Below are 13275 nucleotides of genomic sequence, written 5' to 3'. Positions count from 1 at the left end.
TCAACGGCCAGAGCCGGCCCGCAGCCTGTCGCTCAGATTGGCGACGAGATCGAACAGGTCACAGGTCGCACCGTAATGCGCGACATTGAAGATAGGGGCCTTTGGATCAGTGTTGACGGCAATGATGAGGTCGGCCTGCGACATGCCCTCGAGATGTTCGGGCGCACCGGACACGCCGAGCGCCAGATAGAGCTTCGGCTTCACCTTCTGGCCGGATTTGCCGACCTGGCGCAGCTTCGGCAGCCAGCCATTGTCGACGACAGGACGGCTGCCGGCGATCTCCGCCCCCAGCATCGTCGCCAGATTGCGCGCAAGGTCGATGCTTGCCTCGTCGCCGATACCGCGGCCCACGCACACGATCCTCTCGGCTGTCGTCAGGTCGACGTCGGCATAATCCGGCACGTCGATGGCCACCATTCTCACCTTGCCGCTGGCGAGCGTGGGTTCGGCATCGATCGTCTGCACGCTCGCGGCGGCGATCGGGCCCGGCGCTGCCTCCGCGAAGGCGCCTGGGTTGATCATCAGAATGGCGGGCAGTTGCACCTCGCAGTCGGCGAGTATCTTGCCGCCATACATCTGCGCGACAACCGTCAGGTTTTCACCGTGCCGCTTGATTTCGTTGACATAGGAGATGAGCGGCCAGCCGGTTCGCGCCGAAATGTCGGCTGCCACGTCCAGCCCGTTTGCCGAATAGGGAACCAGGACCAGGCCGGGGCTCTCGGCGGTGACGACTTCGCGCAGAAGCACCGCATAGGTCTCGGCGGGAATAACATCCGCTTTTGTGGCGCGGGCCACTATCAGGCGATCGGCGGCACCGAAGAGAGAGGATGCGGCTTCCGCTTTACCGCCGGCGAAAAAAGCGACGACCTCGTCGCCGGCCTGGGCGAGTGAACGCGCCGCCGCGATCATTTCGAGGGAGAAGGCTTCGATCTTGCTGGAGTGGCCTTCGGTACAGGCAATCAATTTCATGACTTAATTCCTCGCCAGGCCCTTGGCTGCCAAGATGCCGACCAGCCGATCCGCGACTGTCTCGGCATTGCCGCCAAGGTTCTCGCCGGCGCCGCCCTGGACTGGCAGGCGCAATGTGATGATCTCGGTTGAACGCTCGAAGCCTGACGATTCGGGCGCGGCGCGGCCGATGGGCGTCTTGGATGCTTCGCGAAGCTTGCTGCCGGAGACATAGCGTGGCGCCTTCGACGCTGTCTGAACGCCCAGCACCGCCGGCGTGGCCAACTCATAGGTGACGGCGACACCGGCGCCGCGCTCTTGCGTGACCCGAAGCACGGCGCCGTCCGCAACGATACGGTTGGTTCCCGACACATGCGGCCAGTCGAGCAGCGCGCCGACATAGGGCGCGAGCTGGCCGAAGACATCCTCGCTCGATTGAACGCCGCACAGAACCAGGTCGGCCGACTTTGCCCGCGCCATCGCCGCGATGGAAGCCGCAATCTCACGTGAGGAGATCATGGCACCCTCCTCGGCCTGAAGCGCCACGACTTCGTCGGCGCCGCGTGCGGCAGCCATCTGCAGGACACGGTTGGTGCCTTCGCCGACAGCTACCGCCGTCACCTTCGCGCCGCCGGCTTCCTTGAGCAGGATTGCTTCCTCGAGGGCATGATCGTCGAAATCGTTGAGCTGGAAATCCAGCCATTCCCGATCGATGCTGCGGCCGTCCTCGGCGAGTTGCAGCTCGCCCGCGGAATCCGGGATCATGCGCAAGACAACAAGAATATTCACGGCCTCTCCTCCGACGGAACGCACCTCAAGCGCCCGGCACCGGTTGCTAGATAAGTCGTATTCTTCGCTGCCCCCAATGGTCAAAAAGGTAATAGCAGCTATTACAAGACGGCAGATTGACGATTGTGGGTAATCGACTGCTAATTTGCGCCAAATCGCTTTCAGTCGAATTTTTCTGAATTGGAGGTTGTCAGGAAAATAGTCGTGCGGTTTGCCCGGGATATAGACATCTATTGTTTGTTTATACTGTCTCGCGTGCGAGAATGTCTGAGGAGAATTTAGACGCTCTGTCGAGCGTTCAGGAGGAGGAACCAATGTCAATAAAGACCATATTAGACCACAAGATCTCGCGTAAGAGCTTTATCCGGGGAATGCCAGCCGTGGCGGCAGCCATGGCCGCCGCACCGGCCATCCAGCTCGCCCAGACCAGCGCAGCCGTCGCCGCAGAGCCGGAAACGAAGCCCGGCTACTATGGCGCGCCGCGCACCTGGATGTGGAACCCTAATGCGAACACCATGGTCGACACCTCGAAATGGAAGAAGGCGGGTCCCTATACGATCGGGTTCTCCAATGCTTCGATTTCCAATGCTTGGCGCGTCGCCTTCCAGCATGGCGTGCTCTGGTCCGCCGGCCAGCATCGCGACGAGATCGCCCATCTTCTCGTCACCGACGCCAATGACGACCCCTCCAAGCAGATCGCGGATATCCAGGATCTGATCAGCCAGGGCGTCGACATTTTGCTCATTGCCGCCTCGACCGAGGACGCGCTCGATTCCGTCGTCGGACGCGCAACCGAACAAGGCATCCCCGTTGTCATGGTCGATCGCAAGGTGAAGACGCCGGCCAACTACATCACCTACGTCACGGCATCCGACTGGGCATTGGGCCGTCTCGAGGCGCAGTGGTTGTGCGAGACGCTGGGCGGCAAGGGCAACATCGTTATGCTGCCCGGCATCGCCGGGTCAAGCGTCGCGGAAATCCGCATCAAGGCGAACGAGGAAGTGTTCTCGAAATTTCCCGACATCAAGGTGCTGGAGAAGCAGTATTGCGACTGGAATCCGGCAACAGGCAAGTCGGTGATGGCCGCGCTGATCCAGAAGCACGGCAAGGCCATCAACGGCGTCCTGGCCGACAGTGCGCTTCAGGGCTACGGCGCGATCGAAGCGTTTCTTGACGCCGGTTACAAGGACGGCGAATTTCCACCGATGACCGGCGGCGACGTTGCCCGGATGTATCAGCTGGCCAACCAGCACAACATCAAGATGGTCGGCATCGATTATCCGACGTCGATGGGCATCACCGGCATCGAGACCGCGCTTGACGTGCTCAAGGGCATCTCGGTCCCGGACAAGGTCGAGGTCAGCTTCCAGGTCGTCACGTCGCCGGGTGCGGATACGATCTCGGTCAAGGGCGACAGGCATCTGCTCGACCATGTCAGCATGAGCGATCCGGGCGATCTGTCGCCAAGCAACGGGCTGCCCGCCGGCTATAATCCGAGTACATTCAATCCCGACTATCCGAAGTAAGCTTCCCAAGCGAGCCGGTGCGCGCCCATCCTGGACGCGCACCGGACGTGCATTGAACAGTTCGAGCACCGGATATGTCAGCGTCTGTTATTGAGCTCAGCCAGATCGAGAAGGACTATCCTGGAGTCAAACCCCTGGACAAGGTCGATTTCGCCGTGCAGCCAGGCGAAATTCACGCCCTTCTCGGCGAAAATGGCGCAGGCAAGTCGACGCTGATCCGCGTTATGGGCGGCGTGACCAAACCGAATTCCGGGACCATGACCTATCTCGGCAAGCCGGTTTCCTGGCAGTCGCCGAAGGAAGCACGCGCTGCCGGCATCCACGTGATCCATCAAGAGCTTGCGCTTTTTCCCGAACTTTCGGTCGCCGAGAACATTCTGGTCGATACGCAGCCCCGCGGCAGGTTTGGTCTCATTTCGAACCGCGCCCGCCACGTCCGCGCCGCTGAAATCCTCGCACAACTCGGCGTAGATATTCCAACCCACGCCAGGATTGACGAATTGCCGCTTGCCGATCAGCAAATGGTCGAGATCGCGAAAGCCCTGGTCGGCAGGGTGCGGCTTCTCATCCTGGACGAACCGACAGCGGTCATCGCTGGCCGCGAGGTCGATCTTTTGTTCGAGAACATGCGCAGGCTGCGCAACGAAGGCGTCGGCATCGTCTACGTCTCCCACAGGCTTGAGGAGATATTCGAAATCGCCGACACGGTGACCATACTCAAGGACGGCCAACTCGTCGGCACCAGCTCGGTAAGCGCGCTCACGCGTGAAGAGATGATCACTCGAATGGTTGGCCGCCGGCTCAGCCAGATCTATCCGCCGCGGCGTATGGCACCGGCGGGCGGTCCGGATGTGCTCACAGTTCGCAATCTCAAGGCCGGTCCGCGCGTCCGCGACGTCAGCCTCAACGTCAAGGTTGGCGAAATCGTCGGCGTGGCCGGCATGGTCGGTTCGGGGCGCACAGAGGTTGCCGAGGCTATCTTCGGCACGCGAGCCGTCGAGAGCGGGGTGATCGAATTTGATGGCAAGCCATTTGAGACAATGCTTCCGAAGGGTTCGATAAGGCATGGGCTCGGTTTTCTAACCGAGAGCCGCAAGGACGACGGCCTGTTTCTCGGTCTGCCGATTTCCGCCAATATCGTGGCGCCCGACCTCGACGGCATAACGAAACATGGCCTGATCGACAGGAAGCAGGAACGTGCTGTGGCGATGCAGCAGATCCAGGATTTTTCGGTAGCGACGCCGTCGCCTGACGTGAAGATCGGCAATCTCTCTGGGGGAAACCAGCAGAAGGTGCTGTTCAGCCGCTGGTCGCGGATCGCCAGCAGGCTGCTTATCCTCGACGAACCGACGCGCGGGGTTGATATCGGGGCCAAGGTGGAGATTTACCGCATCGTGCGACGGCTGGCGGATTCTGGCGTCGGTGTGCTGATGATCAGTTCAGAACTGCCCGAAATCGTCGGTCTCTCCGACAGGGTCTTCGTCATGGCGCAAGGCCATGTCGTCGGCGAAATCAAAGGCGATGCACTCGGCGAGGAGGCGATCATGGATCTCGCCGTGCGATCTGTCGGGCACCGCGAGGCGGAAACGGATCAGCGAGCGGAGCCGGTCGGATGAGCGCGATCACGGTGGATCTTCGCCGCAACCGGCTGTTGCTTTCCTATCTGATCGTGGCAGTGCTGCTGGTGCTGCTTGCTGTCGTCGGCGGCTTGTTGTCCGATCGGTTTCTGACCTGGCGCAACATCGGCAATCTGTTCCAGCAGCTCATCGTGCTGGGCATGGTCAGCCTGGGTCAGACGTTCGTCGTGCTGATGGGCGGCATTGATCTGGCGATCGGTTCGCTGGTCGGTGCGCTCACCGTCTTTCTGGCGAACTTCCTCGAATGGCGTCCGGATCTGGTCTGGCTTGCACTGCCGCTGGCATTGCTCGCCGCGACCGCTGTCGGCGCGCTCAACGGATTGCTGACGGTCGTGCTGCGCGTCCATCCCCTGATCGTCACGCTCGGCATGTCCTCGATCATCTTTGGCGCAACGCTGATGTACCGCAAGGAGCCCGGCGGCTCCGTACCGCGCGCCTTCGCGGATATTGCCTATGCAAAGGTCGGCGGTATTCCGTTCAGCGCCATCGTGCTCGTGGTGATTTTCGCGCTCGCCGGGCTTTGGCTGCAGCGCACGCGCACGGGCCGCAGCATCTACTTCGTCGGCGGCGATCGGGAAGCGGCGCGGCTGAATGGGTTGCCGGTCGATCGTATCGTGGTGCTTGCCTACGCGCTGTCGGGCCTGTGCGCCGGCATAGCGGCGATTTTCCTGACCGCCCGCACCGGCGTTGGCGACCCGCGCATCGGCGCCGCGCTGACGCTGCAGTCGGTCACGCCAGTCGTGGTCGGAGGCACCATTCTGGCCGGCGGCAGAGGCGGCGTGCTCGGTACTTTCCTCGGCGTGCTGCTCGTCACCATGCTCAACAGCCTGCTGAACTTCGTCAATGTCTCGTCCTACTATCAGTGGGTCATCCAGGGTCTCATCATCATCATCGCGGTCGGCATCCACACCACAAGGCGGAGATAGTGATGGCGCCTCTTGATACCCCGATGCCGCGATCGCAAGGCATGTCCCTGGCCTCAGTCTTCGAGCGCTACGGGCTGATGATCTTCCTGGCCGTGCTGATGACCGTTGCGGCTCTCGCTTCACCAACCTTTCTGCGGCCGGCCAACCTGGTCAATGTGCTGACGATCGCGGCACCGCTTGGCATGGTCGTCGTCGGCCAGACCTTTGTCATCCTGGTGCGCGGATTGGACCTCTCCGTGGCCTCGCTGATGGCAACGGTGGCCGTGCTGGCGACCGCTTTCAAAGCCACGACCAATGAGGCGATTCCGATGATCTTCATCGCCGCGATCGCCCTGTCGGCCGCGGTGGGTCTGGTGAACGGCTGGCTCGTCGCCAAACGCAATGTCAGCCCGTTTCTCGCAACGCTGGCGATGATGATCATCCTGCAAGGCATTCGTTTCGCCTATACTGGCGGCGCGCCGATCAGCACCTTGCCGCCGGGCATGGGCTTTCTGGCCTCCGGACGGATTTTTGGCGTGCCCGTCAATCTGATCACCCTGGCATTTCTGGCAATTGCGTTCGGCATCGTGCTGCACCGGTCACGCCTCGGCCGTGAGATTTTCATGGTCGGAAGCAATCCGAAGGCCGCGTTCCTCAACGGCGTCGCGCCCGATCGCGTGGTCATCCTCTGCTACGTCATCTGCTCGGTCTGCGCGGGAATAGGCGGACTGTTCCTGCTCGGTTATGTCGGCACCGTTTCGAACTGGGTTGGCCAAGGCTACGAACTGGACTCCATCGTTGCCGCCGTGATGGGCGGGGTCGCGCTTACCGGTGGGCGCGGCAACATCTTTGCGGCGCTGCTTGGCGTGGCCGTTCTGGTGGTGATCAACAATCTCGTGCTGCTGCTCGGATTTCCGATCGAGATGCAGCTCATCATCAAGGGTGTCATCATCATCGGCGCGGCGGCGTTTTACCGGACGCGGCTCGCCTGACCCGATGCTGCCATTGGACCCCAAGGGAGGAAGAAAATGACCGTTGAAGTTCTGGCGGATCGCAATGCACGGGCAAGGCGCGACGAGGAAGTGGATGTCGTGATCGTCGGGGCCGGCCCATCCGGCTCGGTCGCCGCACTTCATCTGGCGCGCGCCGGCATTTCCGTCGTCGTGCTCGAGCAGGGCGAATGGCCGGACTATGCCGCCTATACCGGCGCGCGTCCGGAACACGAGCTTGTCAGCACCAAGCTCTGGCATCCCAATCCCAACGTCCGCGACAATCCCAACGACTATCCCGTCGACACGTCGACGACGGATATCAACCCGTTGATGTTTGCCGGCGTCGGTGGCAGCGCGACCCTCTACGGCGCGCAATGGATGCATTTCCTGCCGTCCGACTTCCGCGTGCGCTCGATGGATGGCGTGGCCGAGGACTGGCCGTTCACCTACGAAGACCTGTTGCCCTACCAGCTCGAGATCGAACGCGAAGTGGGCGTTTCCGGTCTAGCCGGCGATCCGGCCTACCCGCCGCGCGGCGCCTATCCCTTTCCGGCGCTCCCCATGGGCTCCGTCGGCCAGCGCGGTGCGCTGGGTATGGAGAAGATGGGCTGGCACTGGTGGCCCGGCAGCAACGCCATCCCGTCGGAGAAGTTCGGCGAACTCAATCCCTGTGTGCGTCGCGGAACCTGTCTGACGGGCTGTCCGGAGGGCGCGAAATCGACGACCGACCGGTCGCATTGGCCACTGGCCCTGAAGGCCGGCGCGCGGCTCGTCACCCGTGCACGCGTGAAAGAAATCGAGACCAACGACCAGGGGCTGGCGACCGGTGTCGTCTATGTCGATGCAAACGGTCGCGACCGGCGCCAGCGCGCCAAGGTGGTCATCCTGTGCGCCAATGGCGTCGGCACGCCACGGCTGCTGCTGATGTCGGGAGGAGCCGGGAAACCGGACGGCCTTGCCAACTCGTCGGGCATGGTCGGCAAGCGGCTGATGATGCATCCCTTTGCAAGCGTACTGGCCTCTTACCAGGATCCGCTGGATTCCTGGCGCGGTCCCTTCGGCCAGCAGGTCTATTCGCTGGAATTCTACGAGACCGACGAAAGCCGCGGCTTTGTACGCGGCTCGAAATGGAACTGCATGCCGTCGGGCGGACCGGTCGGTGTATCCGGCGCGACCGGGTCCAAGGTCTATGTCGCCGAAAGCGGCCGGTTCCAGGATTTCTGGGGCGCCAACCTGCATGAAAATGTAGCGCGCCGCTTCGGCCACTCGCTGATCTGGGGCATTGTCGGCGAGGATCTTCCGGAGGAGAGCAACCAGGTGGTGCTGTCGAAGGATCTGGTGGATTCCGATGGGCTGCCGGCGCCGCAGATCGTCTACAAGGTCAACGAGAATTCCAACCGGCTGCTGAAGTTCAACATCGACCGCTGCCTGGAATCGGTGCGCGCCGCCGGCGCCATCGAGACGCTGGTTTCGACGCCGGTGCGTGAATCCGGTTGGCATCTCATAGGCACCACCGTCATGGGCGACGACCCGAAGCGCTCGGTCGTCGATCAATGGGGCGCCTGCCACGACGTGCCGAACCTCTATGTCATGGATGCGTCGACCTTCCCGACCTCGGGCGCTACCAACCCGACGGCGACCATCATGGCCGTCGCGCTGCGCAACACGCGCCGCATGATCGCCGAGCGCCGCAACCAGAAGGTGGCCTGACATGTCGAACGAAAACACCTTCTTCGCGCTCGCAGACTTCCTGATCCCCGCGCATGGCAAGATGCCGAAGTTCAGCGACGTCTGCCGCTACGCCGATGTCGAGAAGTCGCTGGATTTTCGTGTTGATCTGAAGCCGGGCTTTGCGCGCGGCATCGCGGTCGGTCCGGCCAACGGCGCCGAGGCTCGTCTGGAAAGCCTCAACAAGGAGGATGGCGAAGCCTTCTCGGCGATCACCACGATTGCCATTGCCACCTACTACATGAGCCCGCGCGTGCGCGAACTGATCGGCTATCCCGGCCAGGAGAACGTCCCCTACGATTCCAAGGCGACGCAGATCTACCTGACCAACGGCTCGCTCGGCCACGTCATCGCGCGGGGCCGCAAATATCGGCCGACACCCGGCCTTTGATCTCCCAAGCAACTGGAAAGGACCATCCAATGGGCAAAGACGTGTTCGACAAGGGTTTTGAAATCCGCAAATCGGTTCTGGGCGCCGAATTCGTCGAGAAATCCTTCGCCAGCGCCGACGATTTCAATCGTCCGCTGCAGGAACTCGTGACGGAATATTGCTGGGGCGCTGTCTGGGGCCGTGACACGCTCGACAAGAAGACCCGCAGCATGCTGAACCTCGCCATGCTTTCCGCGCTCAATCGTCCGCACGAACTGAAGATGCATGTGAAGGGCGCGCTGACCAACGGCGTGACCAAAGACGAGATCCGCGAAGTCCTTCTACAGGTCGTGATCTATGCCGGCGTGCCCGCAGGCGTCGATTCCTTCCGGGTGGCGCGCGAAGCCATGCAGGAAGTCGGAGCATGACAACCCGTCCGCCGCTGGCCACGGAAAAGCTCTCGATGCTGATCGGCGGCCGCGCGGCCGCCGCGCAGTCGGGCGATTTTTTCGAATCCTTCGATCCCTTCACCGGCAAGGCCTGGGCGCTTGTTCCGCGCGCTGGCGTAGCCGATGTCGATGCGGCCGTGCAGGCAGCAGCGGCCGCGTTTCGCGGCGAGTGGCGGACGATGATCCCAAGCGCGCGTGGGCAGATCATGACGCGCTTTGCCGACCTCGTGGCGGAGGAGGCCGAAAACCTGGCCGTTCTCGAAACCCGCGACAACGGCAAGCTGATCAATGAAATGCGGATGCAGTGCAAATACATCCCGCAATGGTTCCGCTTCTTTGGCGGGCTCGCAGACAAGATCGAGGGACGGGTCATCCCGATCGATAAGCCGGGCGTGTTCAACTACACGCGCCGCGAGCCGCTCGGGGTGGTGGCCGCGATCACACCGTGGAACTCACCCTTGATGCTGGCGACGTGGAAGCTTGCTCCAGCGCTCGCGGCCGGCAACACGATCGTCTGGAAGCCGTCGGAATTCTCGTCGGTCTCGGCGTTGTTCTTCGGCCGGCTTTTCGAGAAAGCGGGCTTTCCCAAGGGCGTCGTCAACATCGTCACCGGCTTCGGCCATGAAATCGGTGACCGCCTCGTCACCCATCCAGATGTCGCGAAAGTGGCATTCACCGGTGGTGATGCAACCGGCCGCCGCGTCTATCAGGCTGCCGCCGGCGGCCTCAAGAAGGTCACGCTCGAACTCGGCGGTAAATCCGCCAACATCGTTTTCGCCGACGCCAAGATGGAGGCAGCCATTCCCGGCCTCGTTTCCGGAATCTTTGCCGCGACGGGGCAGACCTGCATTGCAGGTTCTCGCGCGCTTGTGCAGCGCTCCGTCTACGACCAGGTGACGGAAAAGCTGGTCGCCTTCGCAAAGACCGCGAGGATCGGCGATCCGCTCGATCCCGAGACCCAGGTCGGTCCGATCACCACCTTGCCCCAGCGCGCGAAAGTGCTCGACTACATCAGCATCGCCAACGGTGAGGGCGCTGCGCAATTGCTCGGCGGCAAGATACCCGAGGACAAATCGATTGCCGATGGCTGGTTCGTGGAGCCGACGATCTTCGGCAACGTGAAGCAGTCCATGCGCATCGCCCAGGAAGAGGTCTTCGGACCGGTGCTGTCGGTGATTCCCTTCGAGGATGAGGATGAGGCGGTGGCCATCGCCAACGACACCATCTACGGGCTTGCGGCCGGGATGTGGACGCAGGACCTAGGACGTGCAATCCGCTTGCCCGAGCGGCTCGAGGCCGGCAGCGTCTGGGTCAACATGTACCGCGCCACCAGCTATCTCTCGCCTTTCGGCGGCTACAAGCAGTCGGGCATCGGCCGGGAGAACGGCCAGACCGCCATCTACGAATATCTTCAGGAAAAAAGCATCTGGATCGATGCCGGGAATTCCGTTCCCGCGCCGTTCGTCCAGCGCTGATCGAAGAGACCGTTCGGAGGAAGTCATGAACATACGTTTCGATGCCGTGCCACCACTCGATCCCAAGGTGGCGGCGTTCGTCGGCGGCAAGCACGCGATGCTGATCGGCAGCGCATGGCTGCCGGCGGCCTCCGGACGGTCGCTCGACGTCATCGACCCCTCGAATGGCCGGGTCATCGCGCAGGTGCCGGCCGGTGATGGCGCCGATGTCGATCTGGCGGTCAGGGCCGCGCGAACGGCGATCGACGGTCCATGGTCGAAAATGGTGCCGGCCGAGCGCGCCAGGCTGATCTGGAAACTCGCCGATCTGATCGATGCCAATGTCGATATGCTGGCGACGCTCAATTCCTATGAGAGCGGCAAACCGATCGGCGATTCCCGCAATGGCGAGGTGCCGTTCACGGCCGAGACGCTCCGCTACTATGCGGGGTGGGCCACCAAGATCAATGGCGAGACGATGACGGTCAACGCACCGGGCGACTGGCATGCCTACACCCGCCGCGAGCCGGTCGGCGTCGTCGGCCAGATCATCCCGTGGAACTTCCCGCTCAGCATGCTCGCCTGGAAGGTGGGGCCGGCACTGGCGGCCGGCTGCACCATCGTGCTCAAGCCGGCCGAGCAGACGCCGCTCGGAGCGCTCTACTTTGGCAAGCTGGTTCAGGAAGCCGGCTTTCCGGAAGGTGTGGTCAATATCCTGACCGGCTTTGGCGAAACGGTTGGCGCGGCGATGGCGGCCCATCCCGATATCGACAAGGTGGCTTTCACCGGTTCGACCGAAGTCGGTCGGCTGATCGCTCGCGCCGCGACCGGCAATCTCAAGAAGGTCAGCCTTGAGCTTGGTGGCAAGGCGCCGACCATCGTGCTGGGCGACGCCGATATCGACATGGCGGTGGCCGGCGCCTCGAGCGCGGCATTCTTCAATGCCGGGCAGAGCTGCGGCGCGGGAACGCGTTTCTTCGTTCACAAGAAGATCTACGACAAGGTCGTGTCCGGGATCGCGGCGCGCGCCGAAAAGCTGAAGCTCGGCGCCGGGCTTGACCCTGCGACGGAGCTTGGCCCCGTCGTCTCTCAGCAGCAGATGGAACGCATCACCCGACTGATCTCGGAAGGCAGGAGTGACGGCGCCGAGATCGTCACGGGCGGCGGGCGTGCGGGTGACGTCGGCTATTTCGTCAAGCCGACGGTGATTTCCCGGACGCGGCCGGACATGTCGGTGATCCGCGAAGAGATATTCGGACCGGTGGCCTGTGCGATGCCTTTCGACGACGAGGACCTGGACAAACTCGCCAAGGATGCCAACGACACCGAGTATGGCCTTGCCGCATCGATCTGGACCAACAATCTGGGCACCGCGCATCGGCTGGCCGCAAAGATTAAATCCGGCACGGTCTGGGTGAACTGCCACAACTTCAATGACGTCACCATGCCCTTCGGCGGGTTCAAACAATCGGGCTGGGGGCGCGAACTCGGCGAGCAGGCGCTCCAACTCTACACCGAGACCAAGACCGTCGCGATCCGGCTGCCATAGGCGAGGTGGCCGATGTCCTGCTACGAAATGATCGACGCGCGGTTCGGCGACCTGATCGATCCGGTCGCATTCCTCGAAACCATCCATTCGGGAAATCGCTGGGCGGAGGGACCGGTCTATTTCGCCGATCTTCGCTCCCTGATCTGGAGCGATATCCCCAACGACCGCATGCTGCGATGGGACGAGGACACGGGGGCGGTTTCGCTGTTCCGAAGCCATGTCTGCAACCCGAACGGCAGCACACGCGATCGCAACGGAAGGCTGATCACATGCATGCAGGGGGAGCGCCGCGTCGTGCGTACCGAATGGGACGGCTCGATCACCGTGCTGGCCGCCTCTTTCGATGGCAAGCCTTTGAACTCGCCGAACGATGTGGTCGTGAAATCCGACGGCAGCATCTGGTTCACCGATCCTAATTATGGGATCATTTCAGACTATGTCGGGCGCAAGGGCCTACAGGAGCAGGCTGGCTGCCGCGTTTACAGGATCGATCCGCAGTCGGGGATGATCACAGTCGTTGCCGATGATTTCTCCATGCCGAACGGGCTCGCCTTCTCGCCTGACGAGAAGCACCTTTATATTTCGGACTCCGGCTTCCTCACCGACCGCAGCGCTCCACATCACGTCAGGCAGTTTGACGTCGACGGCGACAGATTGGTAAATTCCCGCGTCTTCGCAAACATATCGCCAGGCATTCCAGATGGCTTTCGCGTTGATATCGCGGGTAATCTCTGGATCAGCGCATGGGATGGCGTACAATGCCATACGCCCGAAGGTGAACTCATCGGGAAAATTCAGGTGCCGGAAATGGTTGCGAACCTGGCCTTTGGTGGGCCGCGCAACAATCGGCTGTTCATCACGGCGACAACGTCTGTCTATGCCGTGTTCTTGAATGTCCGAGGCCAGAAGTACCCGTTCGGCATGTGAC

General features: G+C 62.2%; 12 protein-coding genes. 10 read left to right on the top strand and 2 right to left on the bottom strand.

Features of this window, described 5'->3' with window-relative positions; all coding sequences use genetic code 11:
• Nucleotides 1-969 (bottom strand): electron transfer flavoprotein subunit alpha/FixB family protein, encoded by a 969-nt coding sequence (locus EOB80_RS25625; RefSeq protein WP_127330573.1) that lies wholly within the window; start codon nucleotides 967-969, stop codon nucleotides 1-3.
• Nucleotides 970-972: 3 nt separating this feature from the next.
• Entirely contained in the window at nucleotides 973-1737 is a 765-nt protein-coding gene (locus EOB80_RS25620) for an electron transfer flavoprotein subunit beta/FixA family protein (protein WP_127330571.1), read from the bottom strand.
• Nucleotides 1738-2051: 314 nt separating this feature from the next.
• Here EOB80_RS25620 and EOB80_RS25615 point away from each other — a divergent pair, with 314 nt between their 5' ends.
• The 10 genes from EOB80_RS25615 to EOB80_RS25570 all read left to right on the top strand — a co-directional run bounded on the left by EOB80_RS25615 (nucleotide 2052) and on the right by EOB80_RS25570 (nucleotide 13274).
• Nucleotides 2052-3263, top strand: a complete 1212-nt coding sequence (locus EOB80_RS25615; protein ID WP_164762719.1) for a substrate-binding domain-containing protein — start codon at nucleotides 2052-2054, stop codon at nucleotides 3261-3263.
• 74 nt (nucleotides 3264-3337) lie between these two features.
• Nucleotides 3338-4879 carry a sugar ABC transporter ATP-binding protein gene (locus EOB80_RS25610; RefSeq protein WP_127330567.1) on the top strand — a complete coding sequence of 514 codons (1542 nt, stop codon included), beginning with the start codon at nucleotides 3338-3340 and terminating at the stop codon, nucleotides 4877-4879.
• Nucleotides 4876-5826 carry an ABC transporter permease gene (locus EOB80_RS25605; protein WP_127330565.1) on the top strand — a complete coding sequence of 317 codons (951 nt, stop codon included), beginning with the start codon at nucleotides 4876-4878 and terminating at the stop codon, nucleotides 5824-5826. Before EOB80_RS25610 ends, EOB80_RS25605 begins: the two co-directional genes overlap by 4 nt.
• A 2-nt stretch (nucleotides 5827-5828) precedes the next feature.
• Complete coding sequence (locus tag EOB80_RS25600; protein ID WP_127330563.1) at nucleotides 5829-6797, top strand: ABC transporter permease; 969 nt, start codon at nucleotides 5829-5831, stop codon at nucleotides 6795-6797.
• A gap of 36 nt (nucleotides 6798-6833) precedes the next feature.
• Nucleotides 6834-8507: a GMC family oxidoreductase gene (locus EOB80_RS25595; protein WP_127330561.1), complete on the top strand. Its 1674-nt coding sequence runs from the start codon at nucleotides 6834-6836 to the stop codon at nucleotides 8505-8507.
• Nucleotide 8508: 1 nt separating this feature from the next.
• The gene (locus tag EOB80_RS25590) at nucleotides 8509-8916 is read left to right on the top strand and encodes a hypothetical protein (protein ID WP_127330559.1); all 408 of its coding nucleotides are present in this window, start codon (nucleotides 8509-8511) and stop codon (nucleotides 8914-8916) included.
• Nucleotides 8917-8945: 29 nt separating this feature from the next.
• A complete protein-coding gene (locus tag EOB80_RS25585) occupies nucleotides 8946-9323 on the top strand; it encodes a carboxymuconolactone decarboxylase family protein (protein ID WP_109661499.1) in 378 nt (125 codons plus the stop codon).
• Nucleotides 9324-9358: 35 nt separating this feature from the next.
• Complete coding sequence (locus EOB80_RS25580; protein ID WP_206516846.1) at nucleotides 9359-10819, top strand: aldehyde dehydrogenase; 1461 nt, start codon at nucleotides 9359-9361, stop codon at nucleotides 10817-10819.
• A 25-nt stretch (nucleotides 10820-10844) separates the two neighbouring features.
• Nucleotides 10845-12347: an aldehyde dehydrogenase family protein gene (locus tag EOB80_RS25575; protein ID WP_127330555.1), complete on the top strand. Its 1503-nt coding sequence runs from the start codon at nucleotides 10845-10847 to the stop codon at nucleotides 12345-12347.
• A gap of 12 nt (nucleotides 12348-12359) precedes the next feature.
• Nucleotides 12360-13274, top strand: coding sequence for an SMP-30/gluconolactonase/LRE family protein (locus tag EOB80_RS25570; protein ID WP_127330553.1), 915 nt, complete (start codon nucleotides 12360-12362; stop codon nucleotides 13272-13274).
• Nucleotide 13275: the final 1 nt, after the last annotated feature.

The sequence above is a fragment of the Mesorhizobium sp. M7A.F.Ca.MR.245.00.0.0 genome, assembly GCF_003997415.1.
Taxonomy (GTDB): Bacteria; Pseudomonadota; Alphaproteobacteria; order Rhizobiales; family Rhizobiaceae; genus Mesorhizobium.
Note: the sequence above shows the minus strand (reverse complement) of the source record. Positions and strands in the feature narration are given on the sequence as shown.

What these genes read in the sequence shown, in the direction of transcription:
- EOB80_RS25600 (WP_127330563.1), top strand. Translation starts at nt 5,829, where the DNA reads ATGGCGCCTCTTGATACCCCGATGCCGCGATCGCAAGGCATGTCCCTG.
- EOB80_RS25580 (WP_206516846.1), top strand. Translation starts at nt 9,359, where the DNA reads ATGCTGATCGGCGGCCGCGCGGCCGCCGCGCAGTCGGGCGATTTTTTC.
- EOB80_RS25585 (WP_109661499.1), top strand. Translation starts at nt 8,946, where the DNA reads ATGGGCAAAGACGTGTTCGACAAGGGTTTTGAAATCCGCAAATCGGTT.
- EOB80_RS25575 (WP_127330555.1), top strand. Translation starts at nt 10,845, where the DNA reads ATGAACATACGTTTCGATGCCGTGCCACCACTCGATCCCAAGGTGGCG.
- EOB80_RS25605 (WP_127330565.1), top strand. Translation starts at nt 4,876, where the DNA reads ATGAGCGCGATCACGGTGGATCTTCGCCGCAACCGGCTGTTGCTTTCC.
- EOB80_RS25595 (WP_127330561.1), top strand. Translation starts at nt 6,834, where the DNA reads ATGACCGTTGAAGTTCTGGCGGATCGCAATGCACGGGCAAGGCGCGAC.
- EOB80_RS25570 (WP_127330553.1), top strand. Translation starts at nt 12,360, where the DNA reads ATGTCCTGCTACGAAATGATCGACGCGCGGTTCGGCGACCTGATCGAT.
- EOB80_RS25590 (WP_127330559.1), top strand. Translation starts at nt 8,509, where the DNA reads ATGTCGAACGAAAACACCTTCTTCGCGCTCGCAGACTTCCTGATCCCC.
- EOB80_RS25610 (WP_127330567.1), top strand. Translation starts at nt 3,338, where the DNA reads ATGTCAGCGTCTGTTATTGAGCTCAGCCAGATCGAGAAGGACTATCCT.
- EOB80_RS25625 (WP_127330573.1), bottom strand. Translation starts at nt 969, where the DNA reads ATGAAATTGATTGCCTGTACCGAAGGCCACTCCAGCAAGATCGAAGCC.
- EOB80_RS25615 (WP_164762719.1), top strand. Translation starts at nt 2,052, where the DNA reads ATGTCAATAAAGACCATATTAGACCACAAGATCTCGCGTAAGAGCTTT.